Annotated in this window: 25 protein-coding genes; 10 read left to right on the top strand and 15 right to left on the bottom strand. The window is 56.3% G+C overall.

Going from position 1 to position 26,122, the window contains the following annotated elements:
- Nucleotides 1-44: 44 nt before the first annotated feature.
- The 5 genes from glyQ to def all read right to left on the bottom strand — a co-directional run bounded on the left by glyQ (nucleotide 45) and on the right by def (nucleotide 5,481).
- A complete protein-coding gene (gene glyQ / locus ACN0RL_RS01355) occupies nucleotides 45-1,055 on the bottom strand; it encodes a glycine--tRNA ligase subunit alpha (RefSeq protein ID WP_417512911.1) in 1,011 nt (336 codons plus the stop codon).
- Between the two features lie 206 nt (nucleotides 1,056-1,261).
- The gene (trkA, locus tag ACN0RL_RS01350) at nucleotides 1,262-2,638 is read right to left on the bottom strand and encodes a Trk system potassium transporter TrkA (protein ID WP_417512895.1); all 1,377 of its coding nucleotides are present in this window, start codon (nucleotides 2,636-2,638) and stop codon (nucleotides 1,262-1,264) included.
- Entirely contained in the window at nucleotides 2,635-3,945 is a 1,311-nt protein-coding gene (gene rsmB / locus ACN0RL_RS01345; RefSeq protein WP_417512893.1) for a 16S rRNA (cytosine(967)-C(5))-methyltransferase RsmB, read from the bottom strand. The genes trkA and rsmB overlap by 4 nt, the downstream gene beginning before the upstream one ends.
- Before the next feature lies 1 nt (nucleotide 3,946).
- Entirely contained in the window at nucleotides 3,947-4,882 is a 936-nt protein-coding gene (gene fmt, locus ACN0RL_RS01340) for a methionyl-tRNA formyltransferase (protein ID WP_417512891.1), read from the bottom strand.
- A gap of 95 nt (nucleotides 4,883-4,977) precedes the next feature.
- Nucleotides 4,978-5,481, bottom strand: a complete 504-nt coding sequence (gene def / locus ACN0RL_RS01335; RefSeq protein ID WP_417512889.1) for a peptide deformylase — start codon at nucleotides 5,479-5,481, stop codon at nucleotides 4,978-4,980.
- A 408-nt stretch (nucleotides 5,482-5,889) separates the two neighbouring features.
- On the opposite strand from def, the gene ACN0RL_RS01330 reads away from it, so the two are divergent.
- The 8 genes from ACN0RL_RS01330 (at nucleotide 5,890) to ACN0RL_RS01295 (ending at nucleotide 12,477) form a co-directional block, all read left to right on the top strand.
- A complete protein-coding gene (locus tag ACN0RL_RS01330) occupies nucleotides 5,890-6,909 on the top strand; it encodes a LysM peptidoglycan-binding domain-containing protein (RefSeq protein ID WP_417512887.1) in 1,020 nt (339 codons plus the stop codon).
- Between the two features lie 67 nt (nucleotides 6,910-6,976).
- Nucleotides 6,977-8,131 carry a DNA-processing protein DprA gene (gene dprA, locus ACN0RL_RS01325; RefSeq protein ID WP_417512885.1) on the top strand — a complete coding sequence of 385 codons (1,155 nt, stop codon included), beginning with the start codon at nucleotides 6,977-6,979 and terminating at the stop codon, nucleotides 8,129-8,131.
- A 44-nt stretch (nucleotides 8,132-8,175) separates the two neighbouring features.
- Nucleotides 8,176-8,748 (top strand): L-threonylcarbamoyladenylate synthase, encoded by a 573-nt coding sequence (locus tag ACN0RL_RS01320; protein WP_417512883.1) that lies wholly within the window; start codon nucleotides 8,176-8,178, stop codon nucleotides 8,746-8,748.
- Between the two features lie 8 nt (nucleotides 8,749-8,756).
- Nucleotides 8,757-9,692 (top strand): oxygen-dependent coproporphyrinogen oxidase, encoded by a 936-nt coding sequence (hemF, locus tag ACN0RL_RS01315; protein WP_417512881.1) that lies wholly within the window; start codon nucleotides 8,757-8,759, stop codon nucleotides 9,690-9,692.
- Nucleotides 9,693-9,695: 3 nt separating this feature from the next.
- A complete protein-coding gene (aroE, locus tag ACN0RL_RS01310) occupies nucleotides 9,696-10,523 on the top strand; it encodes a shikimate dehydrogenase (RefSeq protein ID WP_417512879.1) in 828 nt (275 codons plus the stop codon).
- 11 nt (nucleotides 10,524-10,534) lie between these two features.
- On the top strand, nucleotides 10,535-11,308 hold the full coding sequence (locus tag ACN0RL_RS01305; protein WP_417512877.1) for a motility protein A: 774 nt from the start codon (nucleotides 10,535-10,537) through the stop codon (nucleotides 11,306-11,308).
- A 4-nt stretch (nucleotides 11,309-11,312) separates the two neighbouring features.
- Nucleotides 11,313-12,146 (top strand): flagellar motor protein MotB, encoded by an 834-nt coding sequence (locus ACN0RL_RS01300; RefSeq protein WP_417512875.1) that lies wholly within the window; start codon nucleotides 11,313-11,315, stop codon nucleotides 12,144-12,146.
- Between the two features lie 31 nt (nucleotides 12,147-12,177).
- Nucleotides 12,178-12,477: a PA4642 family protein gene (locus tag ACN0RL_RS01295; protein WP_417512873.1), complete on the top strand. Its 300-nt coding sequence runs from the start codon at nucleotides 12,178-12,180 to the stop codon at nucleotides 12,475-12,477.
- An 8-nt stretch (nucleotides 12,478-12,485) separates the two neighbouring features.
- Here ACN0RL_RS01295 and ACN0RL_RS01290 read toward each other — a convergent pair whose 3' ends face one another.
- Together ACN0RL_RS01290 and ACN0RL_RS01285 are read right to left on the bottom strand one after the other, a co-directional pair.
- A complete protein-coding gene (locus ACN0RL_RS01290; RefSeq protein ID WP_417512909.1) occupies nucleotides 12,486-14,033 on the bottom strand; it encodes a sulfatase in 1,548 nt (515 codons plus the stop codon).
- Between the two features lie 84 nt (nucleotides 14,034-14,117).
- Nucleotides 14,118-14,654, bottom strand: a complete 537-nt coding sequence (locus ACN0RL_RS01285) for a gamma carbonic anhydrase family protein (RefSeq protein WP_417512871.1) — start codon at nucleotides 14,652-14,654, stop codon at nucleotides 14,118-14,120.
- A gap of 223 nt (nucleotides 14,655-14,877) precedes the next feature.
- Between ACN0RL_RS01285 and prlC the strand changes: the two genes are divergently transcribed.
- Together prlC and ACN0RL_RS01275 are read left to right on the top strand one after the other, a co-directional pair.
- Entirely contained in the window at nucleotides 14,878-16,923 is a 2,046-nt protein-coding gene (gene prlC / locus ACN0RL_RS01280; RefSeq protein WP_417512869.1) for an oligopeptidase A, read from the top strand.
- Nucleotides 16,924-16,980: 57 nt separating this feature from the next.
- On the top strand, nucleotides 16,981-17,235 hold the full coding sequence (locus ACN0RL_RS01275) for a YheV family putative zinc ribbon protein (protein ID WP_417512867.1): 255 nt from the start codon (nucleotides 16,981-16,983) through the stop codon (nucleotides 17,233-17,235).
- A gap of 473 nt (nucleotides 17,236-17,708) precedes the next feature.
- Here the strand turns inward: ACN0RL_RS01275 and ACN0RL_RS01270 are convergent, their stop codons facing one another.
- From ACN0RL_RS01270 to ACN0RL_RS01235, 8 genes are all read right to left on the bottom strand, one after another.
- Complete coding sequence (locus ACN0RL_RS01270) at nucleotides 17,709-19,031, bottom strand: Na+/H+ antiporter family protein (RefSeq protein ID WP_417512865.1); 1,323 nt, start codon at nucleotides 19,029-19,031, stop codon at nucleotides 17,709-17,711.
- Nucleotides 19,032-19,146: 115 nt separating this feature from the next.
- Nucleotides 19,147-19,377 carry a DUF1653 domain-containing protein gene (locus ACN0RL_RS01265; RefSeq protein ID WP_417512863.1) on the bottom strand — a complete coding sequence of 77 codons (231 nt, stop codon included), beginning with the start codon at nucleotides 19,375-19,377 and terminating at the stop codon, nucleotides 19,147-19,149.
- A gap of 67 nt (nucleotides 19,378-19,444) precedes the next feature.
- Nucleotides 19,445-19,894, bottom strand: coding sequence for a group I truncated hemoglobin (locus tag ACN0RL_RS01260; RefSeq protein WP_417512861.1), 450 nt, complete (start codon nucleotides 19,892-19,894; stop codon nucleotides 19,445-19,447).
- 2 nt (nucleotides 19,895-19,896) lie between these two features.
- A complete protein-coding gene (locus ACN0RL_RS01255) occupies nucleotides 19,897-20,796 on the bottom strand; it encodes a DUF3034 family protein (RefSeq protein WP_417512859.1) in 900 nt (299 codons plus the stop codon).
- Nucleotides 20,793-23,150, bottom strand: coding sequence for a putative bifunctional diguanylate cyclase/phosphodiesterase (locus tag ACN0RL_RS01250; RefSeq protein ID WP_417512857.1), 2,358 nt, complete (start codon nucleotides 23,148-23,150; stop codon nucleotides 20,793-20,795). Before ACN0RL_RS01250 ends, ACN0RL_RS01255 begins: the two co-directional genes overlap by 4 nt.
- Nucleotides 23,150-23,815 (bottom strand): methylamine utilization protein, encoded by a 666-nt coding sequence (locus ACN0RL_RS01245; protein ID WP_417512855.1) that lies wholly within the window; start codon nucleotides 23,813-23,815, stop codon nucleotides 23,150-23,152. The genes ACN0RL_RS01250 and ACN0RL_RS01245 overlap by 1 nt, the downstream gene beginning before the upstream one ends.
- Before the next feature lie 50 nt (nucleotides 23,816-23,865).
- Complete coding sequence (locus ACN0RL_RS01240; protein WP_417512853.1) at nucleotides 23,866-24,516, bottom strand: hypothetical protein; 651 nt, start codon at nucleotides 24,514-24,516, stop codon at nucleotides 23,866-23,868.
- A gap of 190 nt (nucleotides 24,517-24,706) precedes the next feature.
- The gene (locus tag ACN0RL_RS01235; RefSeq protein ID WP_417512851.1) at nucleotides 24,707-26,035 is read right to left on the bottom strand and encodes an MATE family efflux transporter; all 1,329 of its coding nucleotides are present in this window, start codon (nucleotides 26,033-26,035) and stop codon (nucleotides 24,707-24,709) included.
- Nucleotides 26,036-26,122 lie beyond the last annotated feature (87 nt).

Raw genomic sequence — 26,122 nt, 5'->3', positions numbered from 1 at the left:
TTCTTCAACGCCCAGTTCGACCAGAAAATCCTGCTTTGCCATGATTATGCGTTTCCCTCTGCCTGTTGTTCCTGCTTCGCTTTTTTACCTTTCTTGCCGTTAGCCTTGTTATCGGCCGCCTCGGCTATGGCCAGCACTTCCTGGCGCAGGGCCTCCGGGGCCAGCGGGAAGCCGAGCTTGCGCCGGCTGTCGAAGTAGGCCTGGGCAACGGCTCGGGCCAGAGTACGCACGCGCAGAATAAAGCGCTGACGTTCGGTGACCGAGATGGCGTGGCGGGCATCCAGCAGGTTGAACGTATGAGACGCTTTCAGAACCTGCTCGTAGGCAGGCAGCGCCAGGCCGGCTTCAATCAGCCGGGCACTTTCGCGCTCATGAACGTCAAAGCTCTGGAACAGGAACTCGACGTCTGCGTGTTCAAAGTTGTACGTGGACATTTCCACTTCCTGCTGGTGGAACACGTCGCCGTAAGTGACCACGCCGTCCGGGCCTTCTGTCCAGATCAGGTCGTAAACGCTGTCGACACCCTGCAGGTACATGGCGATGCGCTCAAGACCGTAAGTGAGCTCGCCGGTAACCGGGTAGCATTCAAGGCCACCCACTTGCTGGAAGTAAGTAAACTGGGTGACTTCCATGCCGTTCAGCCAGATTTCCCAGCCCAGACCCCAGGCACCCAGTGTGGGCGATTCCCAGTTGTCTTCTACAAAGCGGATGTCGTGAACCAGCGGATCAAGCCCGAGGGCGCGAAGCGAGTCTAGATACAGTTCCTGAAAGTTGTCAGGGGATGGCTTGAGCACTACCTGAAACTGATAGTAATGCTGCAGGCGGTTGGGGTTCTCGCCATAGCGGCCGTCTGTGGGGCGGCGGCTCGGTTGCACGTAGGCAGCATTCCAGGTTTCCGGCCCGATGGCGCGCAGGAAGGTGGCCGGGTGAAAGGTGCCGGCGCCGACTTCCATATCCAGTGGCTGAAGTACCACGCAGCCATGCTGCGCCCAGAAGTTTTGCAGGGTCAGAATCAAGCCCTGAAAGGTCCTGGTATCCGAATTCTTGCTGTCCATTGCCTTGTCTGTCGCTCTGTCTTTCACTCTTTCTGTCACAACGTTTGCCTGCTGATTCGGTCTGTGTGTATCCACTCTTCGACTCAATATCGAGTGAGTACCGAGCCAATGTTCAATTTGCTCGCAAGAGGGTCAATCGGAAAAAGGCGCATTATACGCGCGCCAAACCGGTATTTCTAAGTAGTCTTCATGCTCTTGATTCTGAACTAGAAGAACGTGAGCCCCACGGAGAAGAGCTTTTCAACTTCCCGCACCCGGGATTTGTCTACCAGAAACAGAATGACATGATCATCCGGCTGCACCCGAAGGTGGTCGTGAGCGATCAGTACTTCGTTATGGCGGACAATTGCACCTATGGTCGCTCCCTGGGGCAGATTGATTTCATCCAGCCGCCTGCCGATTACCTTGGAGGATTTGTGATCTCCATGGGCGATGGCTTCGATAGCCTCGGCAGCGCCCCTGCGAAGGGAGTGCACGTTCACAACATCGCCCCGTCGCACATGGGTGAGCAGGCTGCCGATGGTGGTTTGCTGAGGGGAAATTGCGACATCAATCTCGCCGCCCTGAATCAGATCCACATAGTCGGGGTTGTTGATCAGGGTGAACACCTTGCGGGCGCCCAGGCGCTTGGCCAGCAATGATGCCATGATATTGGCTTCATCATCGTTGGTGACTGCGCAGAACACATCGGTGTTCTCGATGTTTTCTTCCAGCAGTATGTCTTTGTCTGCGGCGTTGCCTTCAAGCACAACCGTTTTGCGCAGGCTTTCCGAAAGCAGCACACAGCGTTCATGGTTGCGCTCAAGCAGTTTGACCTGATAGCGGTTTTCCAGGGTGTGAGCCAGCCGTTGGCCTATGTTGCCGCCGCCGCAGATAAAAATACGTTTGTAGTTTTTGACCAGCGGCTGCAGCTCGCTCATAACCGAGCGGATGTGATCGGCGCCGGCGATAAAAAACACCTCGTCGCCGTCTTCAAGCACCGTGTCGCCCTTGGGCATGATGGCGCGGTCCTTACGGAAAATGGCAGCAACCCGGGTCTCGATCTTGGGCATGTGGGTGCTCAGATAGGACAGCTCGCGCCCTACCAGCGGGCCGCCCTCAGTGGCACGGATGGCCACCAGCCGAACCAGGCCTTTCGAGAACTCCAGCACCTGCAGGGCGCCCGGGTACTCGATCAGCCTGGTAATGTGCCGGGTAACCAGATGCTCGGGGCTGATCATGACATCAATCGGAAAGCCGCCCTCTTTCCCGAACAACTTGTTGTTGGATAGATAGGCACTGGCTCGCACACGGCTGATCTTTGTGGGCGTGTTGTAAAGGATGCTCGCAATCTGGCAGGCGACCATATTGGTTTCGTCGCTGTTGGTAACAGCGATAAGCATGTCGGCGTCTTCCGCGTTGGCCTGGCTCAGCACCGTCGGATAGGAGGCCATGCCTTGAACCGTGCGAATATCGAGACGATCCTGCAGTTCGCGCAGCCGCACCGCGTCGGTGTCGATGACCGTTATATCGTTGGCTTCGCTGGCGAGATTTTCAGCCAGCGTGCCGCCTACCTGGCCGGCACCGAGAATCAGGATCTTCATTGTTCAGGTTTCTCCAGTACGGCATAAAAGAAGCCGTCATGGCTGGTTGGATCGGGGAGAAGCTGCCGCCCCGTGCCCATATCGCGCCCCCACTGAACCTCTGGTTCAATCAGAACGGCGCTGGTTTGCTGTTTGAGGAACCGTTGGATTATACGGTGGTTTTCCTGGGGGAACACGGAACAGGTGGCATAGACCAGACGGCCGCCCGGTTTGAGAACAGACCACATCGCCTCCAGAAGCCCGAGTTGTATTGCCGCCAGGGGCACAACATCGGTTTCCCGGCGGAGAAGTTTGATATCGGGGTGGCGGCGTATAACGCCACTGGCGCTGCAGGGTACGTCGAGCAGGATGCGGTCGAAAGGCTGCCCGTCCCACCACTGTTCGGTATCCGCTGCGTCCGCCTGCAGCAGGCTTGCATGCAAATCCAGCCGGTCGAGGTTTTCCTGAACCCGGGGCAGCCGCGCCGCCGACTCGTCGATGGCGACGACCTCGGCAAGCTCCGCCTGGCTTTCAAGAATGGCGCAGGTTTTGCCGCCTGGCGCTGCGCAGGCGTCCAGTACCCTTTGTCCCGGTGCAAGATCCAGCAGCGTTGTACAGAGCTGCGCGGCTTCATCCTGAACGCTGACCGCGCCGTCGGCAAACCAGGGTAGCTGGTCCACCTGTACCGGTCGGGCAAGCTGAATACCCTGAGGTGCAAAGGCGGTAGCGGCTGCTTCGATACCTGCTTCGGCTAACAGCGCAAGATACTCGTCACGGCTAAAGCGCAGAGCGTTCACCCTCAATGTCATGGGCGCCTGGGCGTTATTGGCCTCAAGAATCTGCTGCCAGTTGTCGGGCCAGTTATGGCGTAGCTTTTCAACCATCCAGGCGGGATGGCTGAAGCGGCTGGCGTCGTTTTCCGGCTCAGGCGCACCTTCACGCTCGGCAGCGCGCAACACACCATTTACCAGGCCGGTGAGATGGGGTTTATCGAGGGCGCGGCAGGCTTCCACGGATTCGTTCAGAATGGCGTAGGTAGCCTGCTGGCTGAAGCGCAACTGGAAGAGAGCTACGAGCATCAAATGATGAACAACGCGATCCTGTTTCTTTACAGGGCTTTTCAGCCGGCTGCTCAGCTCACTGTCGAGGCGGTGAAACCAGCGACAAGTACCGTAGCAGAGTGCCTGAAGTGCCGGGCGCTCATTGGGCGCAAGTTGCTGCAGGGCCGGCGGCAGGCACTGGGATAAAGACTCACCGTATTCCACTGCCAGCAGCACGCTGGCAGCAACGGCGCGCATGGGTTGATCGGGCTGATCATAGCGGTCCATGTCAGCGCAGCTCCTGCCCGGGTAGTAACAGTTGTTTGCCGCCGTTAATCAGGTCATTCACGCTCTGGGCACGAGCCCCGGGCAATTGCAGGCGCGTAATTCGCAGGGTGCCGGTGCCGCAGGCAACATCAATACCTTCGCGCTCTCGCCGTACCACGGTGCCGGCCGCCATTTGGCTGTGCTCGTCTGTGGCCGCGGCCTCGTGGATCCGCAGGCGTTGCTGGTCCAGATCCGTGTAGGTGCCGGGCCAGGGGTTGAAAGCGCGTATCAGGCGTTCAATGGCCGGGGCGTCCTGAGACCAGTCAATGTGGCCTTCTTCTTTCGAGAGTTTGTGGGCGTAACAGGCGTGCTCGTCATTCTGGGCTTCGCCACGAAGCTCGCCCTTCTCCAGCAGGTGCAGTGCGTCGACAATGGCGTCGCCGCCCAGTTCGGCGAGGCGGTCGTGAAGGCTGCCGCCGGTGTCGTTCGCATCGATTTTGGATAGAGATTTCAGCAGCATGTCGCCGGTATCCAGGCCTTTGTCCATCTGCATGATGGTAATTCCGGTTTCTTTATCGCCAGCAGCAATGGCGCGTTGAATAGGCGCCGCGCCGCGCCAGCGAGGTAAAAGAGAGGCGTGAATGTTGAGGCAACCGTGCGCGGGAATCTCCAGTACTGCCTGAGGCAGAATCAGCCCGTAGGCTGCAACGATCATGACATCCGGCTGGAGGTCTGCGAGTTCTTGCTGTGCTTCCGGGGTTTTCAGGCTTTCCGGCTGAAACACCGGGATATCGTTGTCCAGAGCAACCTGTTTGACCGGGCTGGGTTGCAGTTTGCGGCCACGGCCTGCTGGCCGATCTGGCTGGGAATAGACGCCCACAACGGAGTAAGGAGTGTCCAGCAGCGCTCTCAGGGCGGTAGCAGCGAAATCCGGAGTGCCGGCAAAAACGAGTCGCACGGTGTTGGGTCTCTGATTCGTTGAATACGAAAAGACCGGGCCAGGGCCCGGTCCGATACTTTCTATACAAACATCAAGCGCCTTTCAGGCATTGATCACGCACTTTGCTTGTGAAGCTTTTCCAGCTTCTTGCGTATGCGGTTGCGCTTGAGATTGCTGAGGTAGTCGACAAACAGCTTGCCGTTCAGGTGGTCCATTTCGTGCTGGATGCAGACAGCAAGAAGGCCCCGGGCTTCAATTTCAAACGGCTTTCCGTCCCGGTCCAGCGCACGGATCCTGCAGTGCTCGATCCGCTCGACGTCTTCATAAAAGCCGGGTACCGAGAGGCAGCCCTCCTGCATGGCTTCACGCTCGCCATCGAGCACTTCGACCTGCGGATTGACAAAAACCAGGGGTTCACTCTTGTCTTCGGACAGATCCATAACGATGATCTGTTTGTGAACGTCCACCTGTGTGGCTGCCAGACCAATGCCGGGCGCATCGTACATGGTCTCGAACATGTCGTCGATCAGCTTGCGGTCGGCGTCTGTCAGTTCATCAACCGGCTTGGCGATGGTGCGAAGACGGGGATCCGGGTATTCGAGAATATCTAGTATCATAGTGCTCGTACTTTGGCCTGTATGACGAATGCCAGGGTTTCGGGCTGGCACCCTTTTATGACTAATGATTTTACCGGACTTTTAACGTTGTCTTTTGTAACCGTGTGAAAGCGATCTCTGAAATGCGACAGCGTACTGCGCAAATTGTTCCTTTCACATTAATATGGGCGTCGTTACGCCGCTTTCAATACATTATCCAACAATTCGCCGATTGAGTACAAACTGATCAGGTAATAGTTAAAATCTTTTGAAAATGGCATAGAATTTACTGGAAGAACAAAAGATAACATCACAATTTGCGAGACTTCTTCTATAGTAACTTGCATAACAACGTAATAAGCTGCAGACAACTGGCTGCATCCTTACCAGAACTCACAGATTCAAGGCACGCGATCAAGGACTTAGACAATGAGGAAACTGCTGTACGCTCTGGCGGCCACTATGCTGCTATTAACCTCCTGGGCTCACGCTGCACCAGAACTGCGGCCTGATCATCCTGAGCGTTACACTGTTGTGAAGGGTGATACTCTCTGGGACATTTCAGGGCGATTTCTGAGCAACCCGTGGTACTGGCCTGAAATCTGGCACGTTAACCCGCAGGTGGCCAACCCTCATCTGATTTACCCGGGTGATCGTCTTGCTCTCGTTTATATCGACGGCAAACCCCGTCTCACCAAGGTGACTTCCAACAACGGTGTTGTGAAGCTGTCACCACAGATCCGTTCCGAGCAGATTGATACGCCCATTCCTGCAATCCCTCTTGATGCTATCAGCAGCTTCCTGACGGATACTCGCATTGTCAGCCCTGAGCTGATCAACGAGGCGCCTTACGTACTCGAAGGCGTAGACGGGCGTATCGTGAATGGCGCGGGTGACCGGGTGTATGCCCGAGGCCAAAAGCCTGCAGATAAAATAGGCGTATTCCGTCGCAGCACAGAATTTGTTGACCCGGATACCGGTGAGTTTCTCGGCCTGGAAGCGCGCAGCATAGCCCGTGGCGATGTGGCTGCAGAAAACGGTGATGTTCTGACTGTAGACCTGACAAGCTCCAGTGAAGAAGTGCGTGTTGGTGATCGCCTGCTGGTTAATGAAGATCGCCGGCTGACGACCAGTTTTATGCCGAGCTCCCCCAGCCAGAAGATCGAAGGTAAAATGATCTCGGTAGATGGAGGCGTTACTCAAATTGGCCAATACAATGTGGTTGCTATCAACCGGGGTAGTCGCGAAGGGCTTGATGCAGGCAATGTGATGGCCATTCTGAAAAGTGGCAAGCTGGTACGCGACCCGGTTACCAATGAGACCGTCGAGCTGCCCTCCGAACGGGCTGGCTTGCTGATGGTATTCCAGGTCTACGAAAAAATGAGCTACGGCTTGATACTGCAGGCGACGCGGCCATTGGCTGTGGGCGACAAGGTTACCAACCCCTGATCCCGTAGTCGGTTAACCAAAGGCCGGGCCAGGAAGGCCCGGCTTTGTTATTTTCAAGGATGATGCCGTGTTTTCCTCTCCTTCTGCGCAGTGGTTATTTCTTACCTGTTTGCCCAGGTTCGGGCGTGCTCGTCGGCGGGCCATGCTTGCAACAATCCCCGATCTTACTGACCTTCTCACGAGAAACCCGGCAACGCTCAGGGCGCAAGGCCTGCATGCTGAAACGATTGCGGCAATTCTGGCGTGGCAACAACAAAATGAAACCGATAGCTCTGTGAAGACAGTCCGGCAGACTTTGCTGGCCTGTGAGCGGCATGGAATCGGTATCGTGAACTGGCAGCACTCTGATTATCCGGAAGCGCTGAGACATATTCATGATGCGCCACTGGTGTTGTATACCCGGGGTGATACGAGGCTGTTGAGTCATGAGCAGATTGGCATTATTGGCAGTCGCAACGCCACGCCTGCGGGGCTGGATCACGCCCGGCGCTTTGCGGCAGAGCTGAGCAACCGGAATCTGCTGGTAACCAGTGGCCTGGCGTTGGGGGTTGATGGCGCGGCCCACGCTGGGGCCCTGGATGCCGGATACGCGACAATCGCAGTTATCGGTTGTGGCCTCGACCGCATTTATCCGAACCAGCATCGCCGGCTTGGTGAGCGAGTTATAGGGACGGGCCTGATGGTATCCGAGTATCCGCCGGGCACGCCCGCGAGGGCTGCGCACTTTCCCCAGCGTAACCGTATTATCAGCGGCCTGAGCCGCGGTATTCTGGTGGTTGAGGCCGGGCTGAAAAGTGGGTCTCTGATTACAGCGCGAATGGCTTTGGAGCAGGGGCGCGAAGTGTTTGCCATCCCTGGATCGATTCACAGTCCGGTGGCCCGTGGTTGTCACTATCTTATAAAGCAGGGTGCACGGCTGGTCGATACGGTTGACGATATTCTGGAAGAGCTGGGCGCCTCCTGGTCACTTCCTGCCGGTCGCGCTTTGCCAGATCAGTCTGCCACTCAGCCCCGGTCTGAAAGTCTGGCTACTGGCCCGTTGGGTGCACTGGACAGCCGGGAAATCGCGGTGTTTGAGGCATTAGGGTATGATCCCCAATCAACTGATGCACTGTGTTCAGCAACCGGTCTTCCGGCCGATCAGCTCGTTCAGTCTCTCCTGCTACTGGAGCTTGAAGGACTGGTGAGTTCTGCGCCCGGAGGTTTCCAGAAAATCGCCTGAGCCCGGTGTGAAGATTTATCCCGTTTTGGTCTGACGACATCAACATGGCTGCGCACAACCCTTTAAATGATCAGCAGTTACAGCTTGCCCGCAGTACAATCCTGCAAGGCGGCGTTATCGCCTATCCCACTGAGGCTGTCTGGGGCCTGGGGTGCGACCCCTGGAACCAGGAGGCAGTCACACGCATTCTTGAACTCAAGACGCGACCGGTGGAAAAAGGCCTGATTCTCGTAGCGGCGTCTGTGGAACAGATTCGCTTTCTGCTCGACCCATTGCCCGAAGAACTTCAGCAGGCGGCTTTGAGCCATTGGCCCGGCCCGGTGACCTGTTTACTGCCGGATGTGAACAAACAGATTCCCGAGTGGGTGCGAGGCAGTCATAGTTCGATTGCTGTTCGAGTCAGTGGACACCCGGTGGTCAAAGCCTTGTGTGAAAGCGCCGACATGCCTCTCGTGTCCACCTCTTGCAATCCCGCCGGGCAAGAACCTGCCCGTGACGCCCTGCAGGTTCGCCATTACTTTGACGACCGGCTTGACCAGATTGTGCCAGGCGCCCTTGGCGGTAACCGGAAACCCAGCCGTATTATTGATATTGTCAGCGGCAAACAGCTTCGTTAGGAGAATTCATGCCACAGCAACCGGATATTAATGCGGTTAAACAGTATCTGCTTGGCTTGCAGGACAGCATATGCCAGCGCCTTGAGGCGCTGGAGGGCGGCGCAGAATTCGTTCGTGACGCCTGGGATCGCCCCGAAGGCGGCGGTGGTGTAAGCCGTGTGATCAGCGATGGTCGGATCTTCGAAAAAGGCGGGGTCAATTTCTCCCATGTGATGGGCAATACCATGCCGGCCTCCGCCACGGCACACCGCCCGCATCTGGCTGGTGCTCCCTGGCAGGCCATGGGTGTCTCTCTGGTGATACACCCGAACAACCCATATGTGCCGACCTCTCACGCCAATGTGCGATTCTTTATCGCTACTCCGGAGAATAGCGAACCGGTTTACTGGTTCGGTGGTGGCTACGACCTCACACCCTATTACGGTTTTGATGAGGACTGCGTGCATTGGCATAAGACTGCCGAAGCGGCTTGTGCTCCGTTTGGTGAAGATACTTACCGCCGTTACAAAGACTGGTGCGATGATTATTTTTACCTGCGCCACAGAGATGAGCCACGGGGCGTCGGCGGGCTTTTCTTCGACGATCACAACACCGGTGACTTTGAAAAGGATTTCGGGCTGATGACGTCCGTGGGCAATAGTTATATTGAAGCTTACGAGCCCATTGTGCGGCGCCGCATGGACCAGGCATACGGTGAGCGCGAGCGGGATTTCCAGCTTTACCGGCGCGGCCGCTACGTTGAGTTCAATCTGGTTTATGATCGTGGCACTCTGTTCGGTCTGCAGTCTGGCGGGCGCACTGAATCCATTCTGATGTCGCTGCCACCCCTGGTGCGCTGGGATTACAGTCGGGTACCGGAAGCAGGCAGTGAAGAGGCGCGTCTGACGGAGCACTTTCTCACCGGGCGGGACTGGCTTGCAGATAACACGTCGCAAGAGGCATAGGTTATGAGCAATGATCTTTATGCGGTGGTTGGCCACCCGATCGGCCACAGCAAATCACCGAGAATTCACAGTCTGTTTGCCGCCCAAACCGGTGAGCCGGTGGAGTACACTGCGATTCAGGCCCCTCTTGATGACTTCGCGGCAACGGTTTGCCAGTTCTTTGAGGGCGGTGGCAAGGGGCTGAACGTAACGGTCCCCTTCAAGGAACAGGCCTGGGAGCTGGCGGAATGCCGGGCTGAGAGAGCTCAAAAGGCGGGCGCGGCCAATACGTTGTATCAGAACAGTGAAGGGCAACTGGTAGCCGACAACACCGATGGCTACGGGTTGGTTCGGGATCTGGTGAACAACCATGGCGTTAGGCTTGAAGGTGCCCGGATACTGGTTCTGGGAGCTGGTGGCGCCGTACGTGGTGTTCTGAGCCCATTGTTGGCGCAAAAGCCCTTTAGCCTCAGCATCGCTAACCGCACGGTGGCTAAAGCCGAAGCACTGGTCGCTCTGTTTGACGATGAGGCCGGCGCCGCCAATCTGAGTGCTTGTGGATTTGATGAGCCGGATCAGCCGTTCGATGTCATCATTAATGGCACCAGTGCCAGCCTGCAGGGAGACTTGCCACCTCTTTGTGCAAATGTGATCGCGGCCGGCACAGTCGTTTATGACATGATGTATTCTTTGCAAACCACCACGTTTAACCAATGGGCTCTCGATAACAGAGCCGTCCAGGTATTTGATGGCTTGGGTATGCTGGTTGAACAGGCAGCCGAATCGTTCCGGGTCTGGCGGGGCGTGCGCCCGGAAACGGCGCCGGTTATTGATGCGTTGCGGAACGACTGAAAGGGCTATGCATGGATATTCTTACCCTCGTAGGGCTTGTCGCCGGTATTCTGATTGTTATTCTGGCAATGCTGGCAAACGCCTCACTTCTCACCTTTCTCAACCTGCCGGGCCTGGCGATAGTTATTGGCGGCACCTTTGCGGTAACGCTCATAAAATTCCGGTTGTCTTCCGTGATGAGCGCCTTTCGTCTGGCCATGAGCGCAGCATTTACCGACAGGGTCGAACGACCTACGGAACTGATCCGCGAAGCGGGGGCGCTGGCCCTGGTCGTGCGTAAAGAGGGTATTCTGGGCCTGGAAAATCACAAGACCGGTAATGAGTTCCTGCAAAAAGCCATCAATCTGTGTGTGGATGGCCATCCGCCTGAACTGGTCGAGGAAGCACTGGCTCAGGAATCCCAGCAGATGGCCGAGCGCTACGAAGTGGCTGAGCGGGTATTCCGGGGTATTGGCGAGTCTGCGCCGGCTATTGGAATGCTGGGCACCCTGGTGGGCCTGGTACAGATGCTCAATTCGCTGGATGATCCCTCCTCCATCGGCCCGGCTATGGCTGTTGCCTTGCTGACAACACTCTACGGCGCTTTCATTGCCCAGTTAATAGCGCTTCCTCTGGCCGACAAGCTTCAGCTCAAGGCGGAAGATGAAAGCCGTAATCAGGTTCTGATTATCACATCCATGCGCAACATTATGCGTGGGGAAAATCCGAGAGTAATGACTGAGATGCTGTCCTCGTTTGTAACGCCGGATCAGCGCAGAGGGCTGGCGCCGGAGCGGGAGGCCTGAGGTTTTGCAAACGATCCGGAAAGCCGGCAAACCCCGGCAGAAAAACCAGACGCCTGCGTGGATCGTTACCTTTGCTGATCTTGCAACGCTGCTGCTGACGTTTTTTATTCTGTTGTTATCCTTTGCGGAAATGGATATCGAAAAATACAAAGCTATGGCGAACTCCATGTCTGTAGCGTTTGGTTCTGCCAATGTGTTGTCCGACAGCATTGGTGGTTCGCCGATTACCCTGGTGGAATCAGATACCGTATCCCTGCCAGAACCGACCGAAACACCTGCGCGTGAGCCTGAATTCATCGATGAGCGCGCGCCGGAATCTGCTGACACGGTTATTTCCGGTGGAGTCATAGACCTGGCAACCAGAATGATCGGTGAACTGGAAAATGAAGTGGCGGCCGGCGCTTTGAGCGTTAACTACGATAAAAACAAAGTGGTTATCCGGTTCTCGGAGGAAGCTACCTTCCGCTCCGGAGAGGCAGCCATCAAACCTGAGATGATCCCTATCATCGAGCGCGTAGTAGGCGTGCTGGCGGGCTGTACCGGTGATGTTCTGGTTTCGGGCTACACAGACGACCGGCCTATTTCCAGCAGCCGTTACCGCTCCAACTGGGATCTGTCTGCAGCCCGCGCTGTCTCCGTGGTGCATGAACTGGTTATGAGCCAACAGGTGCCGGCTGAACGCGTGGTTGCCGCCGGCCGTGCTGAAACCAATCCCCTTGCTCCGAACGATACGGCTGAAAACCGAGCGCTGAACCGCCGGGTTGAAATTGCCATTCGTGATCCTGAATGTGATCAATCCATCTCGACCGGGGACCTGCCGGTGGAAATACTGCCTTGAGTAAAACTTAACGAATGAGGATAGAGCCAATATGAGCGGACCGGATAAACCCAAAGTCATCGGCGAAGAGTGGAGCGATGAGCGCGTAAAAAGCTTTCTGGTGTCCCCATCCAAAGGTGACGGCTCGGACTACACCACACTGCTTAAAGCTTATCAGGCGATGGTAGCCGGAGATTTTGAACGGTTTGTAGGTTTCTTTGTGGACGCCGGACGGGATCTCAACGCGGTGAATGCAAGCGGCGAAACCATACTGGATAGAGTTGGCGAACACCGGAAAAGCCTGGAGTATGCCCGCGCACTGAAAAACGCGGGTGCCAGAAAAACTGCCTGAGTGCGGTTTCAAAGATTGCCAAAGTGCCGGTGCAGAAAGGGCCGGAACCGGTTCATGGGCGCACCGGCAGTCTGGAGGTCGGGCCTGGTGCCGGGCTTGAATCCTGGCAGCTCGCCGGACAGAAACGGTTCAACCAGCGCGGGATCGCCGCTGATGATGTGAACAATAACATCCCGACTGGCGTTCTCGCCGGTTATCAGCGGGGCTGGTTGATGATCGCCAAGAATAATCATCAGTGTGTTCTCTTCTACATACCGGGTTGCGAAACCACCGGCAACGTTCAGCGCATAGTCTATCGCCTTGCCATAGTGGTTGCGGACGCGGTCCGGATCACGCCAGAGTGACACAGGTGTTTCTCCCGCGCCTTTCCAGCGGTCGAACATCCGCCCGTTGCCAATGCTGCCCCAGTCCTCCACAACGGGCAGGATCGGAACCCAGGGAGCATGACTGCTGATCAATGCCAGCTCGGCGAACAGTGGTTCGGGTGTCTGCTCCCGCAGTGTCTGAAACCAGCGCCAGGTGTACTGATCCGGCATGGTCACCCAGTTAAAGGCCGGCCCTTCATAATCCATATCATCATGATCGTAGATGTGCTCGTACCGGAGTAGCCGGCCTTCCGGCCAGGCTTTGGAAATAGCTGGCATCACCGCCAGAGTTTTGTGGCCGGTGCTGCGAAAGTCGTCGATCAGGGTGGCATAACTGCTACTGAGGAGTGTCTCGTAGGCAAGCTGGTTATGAACCCATTGCCCACTGAGCGCCGAGAGGTGCCCGAGCCAGGATTGCCCGCCCTGGACAGGAGATTGCAGCCTTCCGGTCACAACGGTCAGGCCTGCGGAATCCAGTTCCTGCTCCATTAATGCCAGGCGCTGGTCGATCAGCACGCGATAGCGATCATCCGTCAGGGTAGATATACCATAGGATTCAATAAAGCCCAGGATGACATCTCTGCCGGCCAGCTGTGGGAGTGGTTGGGGGGTTCGGCCCGCCCCCGGCTGATTCCGAAGTTGCTCGACAAAAGCTTCGGTCGTCTGGTGGGTATGAGTCATCAGGGACGCTTGATTGGCCATGAATGCCAGCGCCGGACTCCCGATAAAGGGTGTTATTGCGCCTGCAATGACCAGGCCGCTCACCAACAACAGCGGTTTGCCGAAATTTCCAGATGAGTGATGCTGAAGACGTTTCAGGCATACATGGAACAGCCAGCCCAGACTTGCCAGAAAGCTCAAGAGAAGCAGCAGAGCCATGGCTGCTATCAATGAACCCAGGTTGGTCTCCAGAAGATTCCAGGCAGCGCCCAGCAGCCCTGCTTCCAGATACAGATTCAGCCCCCGGCCCAGGCTCTCGCGAACCAGAGCATCCACCAAAACCAGGAAAGCCAGAGAGCTGTAGATGATCGCCAGGGTTATGGTAAATCGATTCTTTCGGTAGCGGCTCGGCAGAAGGCAAAGCAGCGCCCAAAGAGCGATTGCTTCAATCGATAGCCAGGGCATTGCTCCCGGCAAGGCGAGAGCCGGAATCAGGAGCAGACTGTTGAGAAGCAACAACCAGAACAGCATCACACGCACGTTCTCCAGCAAGGATTACGGACCGAAGATATACGCCGTCGGACTGCTGTTCAGACCACAGTTCGGGTCGTGCACTCAGGCCTCGGCAAGATACTCATCTTTGAGGCGGACATAATTTGCAGCGGTATATGCAAAAAAACTGCGTTCATTATCCGAGAGTGCCCTCGCCTTTTTACAGGGAGAACCCACGTAAAGGTGGCCGGACTCGAGCGTTTTCCCTGGAGGCACCAGGCAACCAGCAGCAACAATCACCTCATCTTCGACGATCGCGCCATCCATAATGATACAACCCATCCCCACCAGCACGCGGCTACCAATCGTGCAGCCGTGCAACAGGGCCTTATGCCCGACGGTTACATCGTCGCCCAACGTGAGCGGATAACCGCCGGGGTTATAATCACTGGCGTGGGTAATATGAAGCACTGAACCGTCCTGAATGCTGCAACGGTCTCCGATGCGAATCCTGTGCATATCTCCGCGCACCACAGTCATCGGCCAGATGGAGCAATCGTCACCGGTTTTAACATCGCCGATAACCACGGCACTGGGATCCACCAGAGTGCGTGCTCCGAAATCTGGCGTGGTACCCTTGTGAGAACGTACATTCGTCATTACATATACTCGATAGATGAAATTATTCCCAGGATCTGGGTCGTCTGGAGCAAAAGGTTTTCCAAAACCGTGCGGAGCCATGGATGGCGGAGCCGAGCCTACATGGACGTATTTACGGCGTGTTTTGGAAAGCCTTTTGCTCCGGACTCCACTTCCGGGAGCCGATAGTCCAGCGTTGACAATGTCACGCTACTTTACCAACTCATTGCTGAGAAGGGGATCCATGAATAACCCGTTACTGACAGACGATTTGCTGCCAAAGTTTGATCATGTCCGCACCGAGCACATGGAAACGGCAATTGACCAGATTCTCAGCGAAAACCGCATGAAAATTGCGAGCCTGGCCCAGAACGAAGATCCTGACTGGGACACGTTGGCACAGCCCATGCAGTCACTCGAAAATAAATTGAGTAACGCCTGGTCTGTCATTTCGCACCTTAACGGTGTTATGAACAACGACGACCTGCGCAAAGTCTACAAAAGCTGCCTGGAAAAGCTCACCGAATACAGCACTGAAATCAGCCAGAACACCGCTCTGTGCGAAGCCTATAAAAAGCTCGCGGCCCGTGAGGACTTCCATGAATTGAGCGAAGCTCAGCGCAAATCCATACACAACACGCTGAGAGATTTTCACCTCGGGGGCGTCGACCTGCCGGAAGATCAGAAAAAGCAGTATGCGGATCTTTCCCGGGAGCTGGCTGAACTGTCCAACAGCTTCAGCGACAACGTTCTGGACGCCACACAGCACTGGTTCAAGCACATCGTCGACGTGGACGAACTCGCTGGCATACCGGAATCTGCCATTGAAGGGGCGAAGCAGGCCGCCAGCCAGAAAGAGCTGGATGGTTACGTGATCACTCTGGATTTCCCCAGCTTTTTCCCGGTCATGACATACTGTGACAACCGCGAACTCCGCCGTGAAGTCTACGAAGCCTTCGTTACCAGAGCCTCGGACATGGGGCCGGATGCGGGAACCTGGGACAACACTCAGGTGATGGCCGAAATCCTCAAGCGCCGCCATGCGCTTGCCAAGCTGCTGGGTTTCAATAATTACGCCGAGCGCTCACTGGCCACCAAAATGGCCCGTGATACCGATGAAGTTCTGGGTTTTCTCAATGAGCTGGCGGCAAAATCCAAACCCGTTGCCGAGAAGGACTTCGCCGAGCTCAAGGCGTTTGCCAAAGACGAACACGGCCTTGACGACCTGAACGCCTGGGACGTGGGCTACTACAGCGAGAAACTTCGGCAGCAACGCTACGACATCTCGCCCGAAACACTCCGCCCCTGGTTCCCGGCAGACAAAGTTGTGCCTGGCCTTTTCCGGGTAGCAGAGAAACTGTTCGATATACAGATTGAAGCCAAACCCGAAGTGGAAACCTGGCACGAAGATGCCACCGCCTACTGCATCAGCCGCAACGGCGAGCCGATTGCCTGGTTCTACCTTGATCTGTTTGCCCGTCAAGGCAAGCGCGGTGGCGCCTGGATGGCAGACTGCCGGGTGCGCTGGCGTAACCTGCGCGGCCAGCTGCAGTTGCCGGTAGCCTTCCTCACCTGCAACTTCACGCCGCCGGTGAATGGCAAACCGTCGCTGCTCACCCACGACGAAGTAACCACCCTGTTCCACGAATTCGGCCACGGGCTGCATCACATGCTGACCCAGGTGGACGTCATGGACGTTTCGGGCATTAATGGCGTGGCCTGGGACGCAGTAGAGCTGCCCAGCCAGTTCCTGGAAAACTGGTGCTGGAACCCCGACTCGCTGGCGCTGATTGCCAGCCACCACGAAACCGGAGAGCCGTTACCGGAAGATCTGCTGCAGAAACTGCTGGCGGCCAAGAACTTCCAGTCCGGCATGGCCATGGTGCGACAGCTGGAGTTCTCCCTGTTCGACTTCCGTCTGCACGCGGAATTCACCGAAGAGGCCCCTACCAATCCGCTGCACATGCATCGCAAAGTACGCGAAACCATCGCGGTGGTGGAGTCGCCGGAGTTCAATCGCTTCCCGAACTCGTTCTCGCACATCTTCGCGGGCGGCTATGCGGCAGGCTATTACAGCTACAAGTGGGCGGAAGTACTGGCCGCAGACGCCTTCTCGCTGTTTGAGGAAAAGGGCATCTTCGACCCGGAAACCGGGCGTGCATTCCTGCAGAACATTCTGGAAAAAGGCGGATCACAGGAGCCCATGGAACTCTTCAAGGCGTTCCGTGGCCGTGAGCCGCAGGTGGATGCTCTGCTGAAGCAGACCGGCATCACAGACGAAGCGGCCTGAACCAATCCTCTCCGGTGGTCGTTATAGCCACCGGAGTCTTTAATCTGGAGTTACGTTATGGCGAGCCCGAAACGTTTTATAGCGGGTGCGGTTTGTCCCCGCTGTGCTGAGATGGACAAGATTATGATGTTCACCGACGATGATGGTGAGCAGATTCGTGAGTGTGTGGCTTGTGGCTTTACCGATGCGGTATCGGATGCGGAGAAGCCTGCGGAGCCTGAGCTGGAGACCCGGGTTAACAAGCGCGACAACGATGACGATCATACTGTTAAGCAGGTTGTATTTTTTAAGGCCGGATCTTCTGAGGACTGAGGATTAAAGACTACGGCCTGTAGCCTACTGGCTTGGCGGGGTGCGAGGCCGCGGCGATATATTTTTCTTCTGGGAAAAAACAACTCGCTTCGCTCAGACATTTTTTTCCCGGCAGAAAAACATCTCCCCACGTCCTCTTGTTCTTACTTCGAAGATAGATCGGTTTAAAAGATAAAGAGGTTCAGGTTCAGTTCGTTCAGTATGGTTTGGTTTCAGGTTTCAGGTTTCAGGTTTCAGGTTTCAGGTTTCAGGTATTGAGAGCTGCCAGCTGTAAAACCGTTGCCAAGAACGCTTCCCTTCCCCATTTTTTCGCTACGATATCTGTACCGTTTAACGAGAGGGTGCGGGGGTACTTTTCTGGCGGAAAAAAAATGTCTGAGCGCAGCGAGTTGCTTTTTTCCAGAAGAAAAGTACCCCCGTAACCTCGTAGCCCCCAAAACCGGCAGGCTACAAAACGAAGGCCAACTCCAAAGCTAAAGAACCATAGCCGCCAACCACCCAAACCCGAGTAACGGCAGATTGTAGTGCAGGAACGTGGGCACTACAGAATCCCAGATGTGGTTGTGCTGGCCGTCTACGTTCAGGCCGGCGGTGGGGCCGAGGGTGGAATCGGAGGCCGGGGAGCCGGCGTCGCCCAACGCACCGGCGGTGCCGACGAGGGCCACTATGGCGAGGGAGCTGAAGCCCATTTCCAGTGCCAGCGGCACGTAGAGGGCAGCGATGATGGGGATGGTCGAGAAAGACGAGCCTATGCCCATGGTGATCATCAGGCCCACCAACAGCATCAGCAGCGCGGCCATGGGTTTGTTGTTGCCGATCACGTCTACCGAGCTTTGTACCAGAGTGGCGATTTCACCGGTTTCACGCATTACTTCCGCAAAACCCGATGCGGCGATCATGATGAAGCCGATCATGGCGAGCATTTTCATGCCTTCGGTAAACAGGTCGTCTGCTTCCTTCCATTTCACTACTCCGGAAAGGTTGAACAGCAGGAAGCCGGCGAGCGCACCCAGGATCATCGAGCCGAGCCAGAGCTGAACCACAAAGGCGACGACAATGGCGGCAAGGGCCATAACCAGTGTGCGCGGGCTGTAAGCAATGTTTACGCGCTCAGTGCGGGTAATGGCTTCCAGATTGTATTCACGTTCGCCGCGGTAGGTGAAGAATACTGCAACCAGAAGACCACAGAGCATGCCAAGTGCAGGCAGTGCCATGGCGTGCATAACGCTCAGGCCCTCTGTTTCGCCGCCGTTGGCGCTGATTTTGGCCATCAGGATTTCATTCAGGTAAATGCCGCCGAAGCCGATGGGCAGGAACATGTAAGGCGTAATCAAACCGAAGGTGAGCGCACAGGCAATGAGCCGGCGGTCCATTTTCAGTTTGGCCATCACATACAGCATGGGCGGAACGACCAGCGGGATGAATGCGATATGGATAGGCAGAATGTTCTGTGACGACAGGGCAATCAGGATCAATACACCGATGATCATGTAGCGTACGCTTTTGGCCGCCGCGCTGTTTTCCTGCTGGCCAACCATGGCCAGGGTTTTATCTGCCAGGGCGTGGGCCAGGCCGGATTTGCCGATCGCGACGGCGAAGGCACCGAGGGTAGCGTATGAAAGAGCGACGGTGGCACCGCCGCCCAGACCGTTGTTAAACGCTTCAATGGTGGCTTCCAGGGACAGTCCGGCGATCAGGCCGCCGGAGACGGCGCCTACGATAAGGGCAACAACAACGTGGATGCGGGCCAGGCTCAGCACGAGCATGATCAGCACCGCGGCAACGACGGCATTCATGGGGAAACTCCGGGTACGCGTAGTGGGTTATCCAGCCTTCTTGTGAAAGCAGGAATCATGAAAACGCGGTAATTTGCAGTAATTGGCAAGCTTAGTCAAAGGGCTTGTGTAACGGTCAGGCTTTATCAATACGCGCAAAACGTGGAACCTGCTCCCCTGCAACGTTTACGGTTTCGCGGAACATGCTGAGAGGACGGACCCAAAGGCTGTAGTCGCCGTAAAGGCAACGATAGACCACCAGTTTTTCTTCGGTTTCGCTGTGGCGGGCAATGTCGATTACTTCGTAATCCTTGCCCTTGTAGTGCCGATAGCGGCCCGGGCGGATCTCGTTCTTTTTTTCAGTCATTCCGGTGTCGTGCCTCGTCATATCGTTCCCGATTCTGGTTGTTTCCGGCTTTCACTCATACCAATTGTCATAGATGGCGAATATCCGGGTAAAGAGGTAACAGCTGCTTGATCAGACGGTTCTGTGCCGCTGTTGGCACCTGGTTATCTTCCATGGCCAGAATAAGATTCTCCGCCAGAGCGTTAAACTGGGTATCTGTAATCCCCATGGCTGCATGCAGTTCGCGCATTTCGCGCCCGGAATACTGACAGGGGCCGCCACTGAGTTCACACAACTGATCGGTAAGGTTGCGATGGAACTGCGCAACATCCATACCTTTGAACTGTTCATTGATGCGTTCGTCATCCACGATGAGGTAAAGCAGGTCTTCCACCACATCAGCGATACCGGCACGCTCACCAAGCTGCAGGTACAGGCTGTTGTCCGGCTCGCTGTGAAGGCTCTGGCAGCCGCTCGCAAGGAGGCCTGCCGTAATCATGAGTGCGGTCACATAAATCTTTGTTTTGCTCAGACGCATTGTCAGAAACTCCCCTGCAGAGACAGATATACACCCTGCTGATCGGTCAGGGTTGCGACATCCCCCAGATTGACGAAGGCCGCAGTCACCGCGAGCCGACGATCCGGTACCCAGGCAACAAACACGTCCCACCAGTCTTCTTCACGGGCAAAACTCAGGTTATCCGGCTTCTGCCGGTACTCTGTGCCCAGCAGCCATTGCCGGTTAATAAACACACCGACACCGGCTTCAGCCATGACTTCGTAGCCGTTATTCAGGTCGCCACCAAAGCCCAGCAGCCCACCCTGATTGGCACGGGTGCCGCGCACGGTGGCGTTCACCAGCAGGTTGCGGCCAAATACAGCGGCAAAAAATACTTTCGATCCAGAAAAATAAACGTCCGTGCCACTGTCGTCCCGCGCGCCGATGGCCTCCGGTACAGTGAAATCCCGTTGCCGTTTGTACTGCGCGCCCAAAGACCATTGTCCCCAGGGGCTATAGAGGGCGTCACCCGCCAACCGCACTTTCACGCCGAAGATGTCCTGATTGAGTTCATCCTGCTCCAGCCCGAAGCCATCTTTGAGAGTGAATACCAGGCTGTCGAGATCCAGAGTCTGGCGCGCGACGGTAACTTCAATCCGGTTTTTCCAGTTCAGGCCGGCGCCCGTGACGGAGAGAGTGTAGTCGTCCACTTCGGCTCTGCTCACGGCAAGGGTGCCGCCCCACTCTTCATCGCTGGCGTAACTTCCAAGCAGAGCCCACGGCACCAGCCCGCCACCTGCACTGCCTTCAATGGTAGTAACGCCGCCGGTTGCCCAGATGCGGCTTCCAACATCCGCCATGGCCAAGGGCGTAGTAAGAAGCCCGAGGGCCAGCAAAGGCGCGAACCTTGCTGCACCCGATTTGGTGGAAAAACGTGTCATGAAGAATGCTCCGGCATAGTGTCGGCCAGCTCCTGCTGACGCTCTGCAATGGCTGCGGCAGTTTGTATCAGGTCATCTTTGGAAACCGGACGGCTCAGATAGAAACCCTGGCCGACGTTGCAGCCCCAGCTCTGCAACAATTTCCAGGTTTCCAGGTTTTCTATACCCTCTGCGACGACCTTGAGGCCAAGACCATGGGCCATATCGATGGTGGATTTTACGATCAGCTGGTCCTGAGGTTCGGCATTCAGCCTGAGCACAAAGGATTTGTCTATTTTAAGTTCCTGAACGGGCAGTTTGCGCAGCTGCGACAGTGATGAATAACCGGTACCAAAGTCGTCAACAGAAAGGGTGACGCCCAGATCCCGCAGACGATTCAGTGTCGCCATTGCCTCTACCGGGTCGTCCATCAGGGCGCTTTCTGTTACTTCCAGAGTGATGCGCTCCATGCTGTGGTGCCAGCCTGCAAAAATGCCTGTTATGCGTTCGGTGAGCGCCGGCCAGGTCAGGTCCATTGCGGAAAGGTTGATCGCAACGCCTACATCCAGGCCTGCGTTGAACCAGGCTCGGGCATCATCGGCCACCCGTTGCAGAATATGATCGGTAAGATCATTGATCTGCCCCGACTGCTCCGCCAGGAAGATGAACTCTTCCGGTGATATAAAGCCAAGCTCGGGGTGGATCCAGCGCACCAGAGCCTCCACCTGGAGTAACTGGCCGGTGCGACTATCCAGTTTGGGCTGATAGTTCATATGCAGGCCACCGTGGCGAACGGCGCTGTGCAGATCGGAGACCAGCTTGAGTTCGCGCAGGTGGTTTTCATCCCGCCCGGGCTCGTATTTTGTGACCGCAGCACCCTGTTGCAGGGCCTGTTCAAAGGTAAGGTTTACCCGCCTTCTCAGTTCATTGGTCTGACTGGCGTCGGCAGGCAGTTGCAGTGTTATGAGGTTAGCGCGCAGAGAAAACGGAGTATTGCCGACGTCCAGGGGCAATTCCACGGCGTTATGTAACGTCAGAGCCCGTTGCGTCAGCGTCTCGGGGTTTTGCTCCGGAACCAGTGCGAGGAACTCCCCGCCACCGGTGCGTGCAATTATGCTGGCATCCGGGAGTTCATCCCGCAGCCGTTGTGAGAGGCCCAGAAGGACTTTGTCGCCGAACTCGATGCCGAGGGTATCGTTGATATTGGAAAGGTCGCTTACGCGCAGGCCAATCAAGCTGCAGGATACTTCCGCATGAAAGCCATCCTTCGCCGCTTGCATCAGGGCGCTACGGTTGCTTAGCCCTGTTACTTCGTCGTGTGTTGCGGCATGGCGGATTTCCGCTTCGCGCCGAGTGAGCCGGGCAAGTGTATCGCGCAGCGCGTTGCGGAGCTCGCGCAGTTCACCGCCGGATCGAATGTCGGGAGCTTGCGGGTTATCTCCTCGCCCGACGGCCCTGGCATAGTGGGCAAGCTGCAGTACGGGCCGGCCCAGATACCTCGCCGTCAGCAGTGCCAGTATTATGGCAAATACCATGATTACTGTGACCAGCAGGACAATTTCCAGAGCCCGGCTGTAGTAGTTCTGCAGGCTGGCTTCCCGGCTGATCATCAGAACCGTTTCGAAGACACCTTGGCCGGAAGCGCCAAGGTTCAGCGTGCGAGTGAAGTACCGGTTGCTTTCGATGAAGTTCTGGCCGCCTGCAGACCTGATAAGCGCCGGCTCGTCGGCGCTGACGATATCGGAAGAAGCTGCAAAGCTGGTGAACCCGTCTGGATTGTTCGCGTTTGAGCGGAAAATGACAGAACTGCCGCTGAGCCTGGCGATGACATTTGCCAGCTCCTGATCCATCTCGAAGCCGGCGACCAGCCATGCCCGCAATCCGGGCGCTTCCACGGGAACAACGAGTACCTCGTAGCCGCGCTGGTCAATGGTCAGGAGTGAGCGATCTGCCCCGTTTCTGCGGGCATTGGTGAGTTGCGTGAACGCATTACCGGGCAGAGCACGGGGCAGCGTTGATGCCAGAAGCCTTCCCTGATTGTCCAGCAGCATTGCAAAATCGGCCCCGACGCGCCCGCTGTGGTTCTCCAGAGCACTGCTGAGGGTTGCAGGGTCGCCACTGGCGATGGCAGAGCGAAAGCCGAAATCTCGTACAACGACACTCAGGCGGGAGAGCTCAAGATCGGTGCGGCGCTCGATCACCTCGTTAGTCAGACGCTCGGCTATGCTGAGCTGTTCCAGCGCCCGAAGCTTTTCATCTTCGAACAGGTACACCATCAACAACGCGCCGATCAACAGGCTCACCAGAGCAACCAGCGCGACCATGGCCGTAACCAGCCGGCCGCGGAACCCTATGCGGTTCGCCCAGTTGGCCATCAAAGCTCCCGGAAGCGCTTCTGAAGGTGGTCCAGAGGGCCTTCGTGGCGCGGCTCTGGCTTCAGTTCAATGCTGACGGTTTCTGTAGTCGCGTTTGCCAGGCTGGCGCCATCGATTTCCCGAACCACAGACCTGGTGTTATCCGGCAAACGGGGGTGCCAGATGTTCAGGTTCAGGGAACCGGGTGTCTGCGAGGCGCCGAAGTCCAGCGCGAGCGTTACCTCTCCCTGCTCGTTGGTTTGCCCGATAGCGCGGGTATCGGCTACCACAATGAACGCCTGCATGTGGTCGTGAATATTACAGCCAAGCTCAACAATGCCGGGTTGATCAAACACAACGGGAGCTTCGGGCCTGCCAGCGTATAGTTCGAGATTAAAGGTTTTTGCCGGCGAGAAAGAATAAACGTGATGCTGAGTGTTGTCCCGGTTGGGGAAATCCACGCTGGAGCCTACGGGCAGGATCGATATGTGAGGGTGAAACATGCGGTCTTTCTGAATCACTTCTGCCCGCAAGGGAGCTACCCGGCTTGCATCCTTTATATACACCACGGCTCCGGTCACTGGGCCGGCACCATCAGCAAGCTGAACCCTGACAGTCAGCTCATCTGAGAAAGCAGAAGTTGGCAGCAGACAACAAAGCAGCAGCAAGACCGTTTTTTTCTTCATTATTGCTATGAACCTTTCAATGACGCAGAACCTTTCGGGGCAAAGTGGAATCAGGCCAGGCCAGAGCCCAGAGAAAAGCGGATATTATTACGGATCAATAGGTTCTCCCAATAGTGCCGCATCCAATTCCAGGCGTCATTGTTTACCTGTTCAACAAAGGGGTCGAGGTTCAGCTCGTAATAGTCTGGCGTGCCGGCAATCTGCAGCACCGTTACGGTAATTGAATCGTCCAGTTCGTTTGCGAAGGGCTCGCCAATAAGCTCGTGAACCAGCAGGTTAGCACGAGTTGCTTCGATGTCGACAAGTCCTCCGGTTCTGATCGAATGATTATTTTCGTGCATTTCTTCCATCAGACGATGGCAAAGGTATGCCCGGATCAGAAGCCCATCCAGCCCGGCATAGCGCACCAGCAAAGCCGATGGCTCGGTGAAGTAACCGATGGCTGCTTTAACAAACGGATCAAACAGCTGCGCAGTGCCTGCTTCGCGCGCGCAGGCATCCACGCATTCAATGAGCCTCGGGGCCATTTCGATGTATTCGATGGCAAACTGGAAAAGGCAGTTTGCCGGCTTAAACCCCTCAATTGTGACAGCAGACGGCAATGCCGCTGCTTTCTCATGCAGCTGCCGAAGGAAAGTTCCTGAGCGGGCCTCATTGCGCCGCGCATGGTCAATGATCTCTAGGACTGCCTGTGGCGTCATTTGGGGGCATGCCGTTGTCTGAACAAGTTGAGGTCGCAAGGGGCCTCCCGTAACGGGCAATGGATAACCGGGCAAACCAGGTTGCGGCTCTTTACTACCACGAAGCGCCCGTCATTTCTGACAAGTGTAGACGAGATTCAGTGAGCTGCGATTTCCGGACTGTCACATATTGTTAACTGTTGCTCCGCGGCTATCGATTGCTGAACCACCGATCGTTACGGGTGTGAGACCAGCATAGCCAGCCCATACTTGCGGCGCGGGCGAGCATCAGGCAAATGAGAGAAAACCAGAGCCCGTGATTGCCCCAGCCTGTCGTCAGCCACCACACAGGTGCGAAAACGCCCAGCGCCGAGAACAGCATGGTGTTCTGCATGTCGCGGGTGCGGGTAGCGCCAATGAATACGCCATCGAACAGGAACCCCCAGACTGAGGCAAAAGGCAGCAGCCACAGCCATGGCAGATATTGCCAGGCTGTGGTGCGCACTCCTTCAATGCCGGTCAGCAGGGCGATCAGGCCGCGACCACCCACAACGAACACAATGGTCAGCAACAGTGAACCCCAGAGAGACCAGCGCAGCGCGCATCGAAACACCACAAAGAAACGCCGTTTACTGTTCTGGCCAACGGATTCTCCGATCAGGGCTTCGGCGGCATTGGCAAAGCCGTCCAGGGCATTTGAAATCAGAAGCAGAAAAGTGATCAGCACGGCATTTGCTGCGAGTATGGTGTCGCCCTGACGAGCTCCCTGAGCGGTAAAGAATGCCAGCACCAGAAGCAGCGCGATTGTTCGAACCATGATGTAGCGGTTTACCTGAAGAATGGCCAGATAGTCCGCAAGCTGCCCGAACAACTCCCGGGTGAGTCTTTGTCCATCGGGCATACGGCTCAGCACAATGGCAAACCCGATGATCGCCGCACCGTACTCTGCAATCACCGTGGCAATGGCGACACCACGGCTATTCCAGCCCAGTACTGTGACGAACAGCACATCCAGAACAATATTCAGCCCGTTGGCAACAATCAGCATAATCATGGGGCCGCGTGGAAACTGAGTGCCGATCAGCCACCCCACAAGCGTGTATTGGCATAACACCGCCGGGGCACTCCAGATTCTTAAGGCGGCATATTCGGCGGCCAGTTCGGTAACGCCCGGGCTGGGGTTCATCAGTGCCAGGCCGGTTCGGATCAGAGGTTGATGGCACAGAATGAGCAGCAAGCCGATACCTACCGCCAGCATCACTGAGCGCAGCAGCAGGGCAACCTGACTGAAGCTGTCGCGCTTGCCCCAGGCCTGCGCTGCGAGCCCCGTTGTACCCATGCGCATGAAGCCGAAGGTCCAGTACAGGATGCTGAACAGATTGGCGCCAACAGCCACTGCGCCAAGGTATTCGGGGCTTTTCAGGTGTCCCAGTACGGCCGTATCCACCAGCCCCAACAAAGGAACCGTGAGGTTGGTGAGCATAAGAGGCCACGCCAGGGCCCACAAACGCCGGTCTGTCAGTGACAATCTGAACGTCATATTCGATTTACTTATTAAAAATCCACGGTTAGGTTATTTAGATTTAGTCAATTTTTAGTGTTTTTTTGATCTGTGTCTATACTGCTT

It is taken from the genome of Marinobacter sp. (genome assembly GCF_048259445.1).
Classification (GTDB): Bacteria; Pseudomonadota; Gammaproteobacteria; order Pseudomonadales; family Oleiphilaceae; genus Marinobacter.
This window is presented reverse-complemented; position numbering and strand designations above follow the sequence as displayed.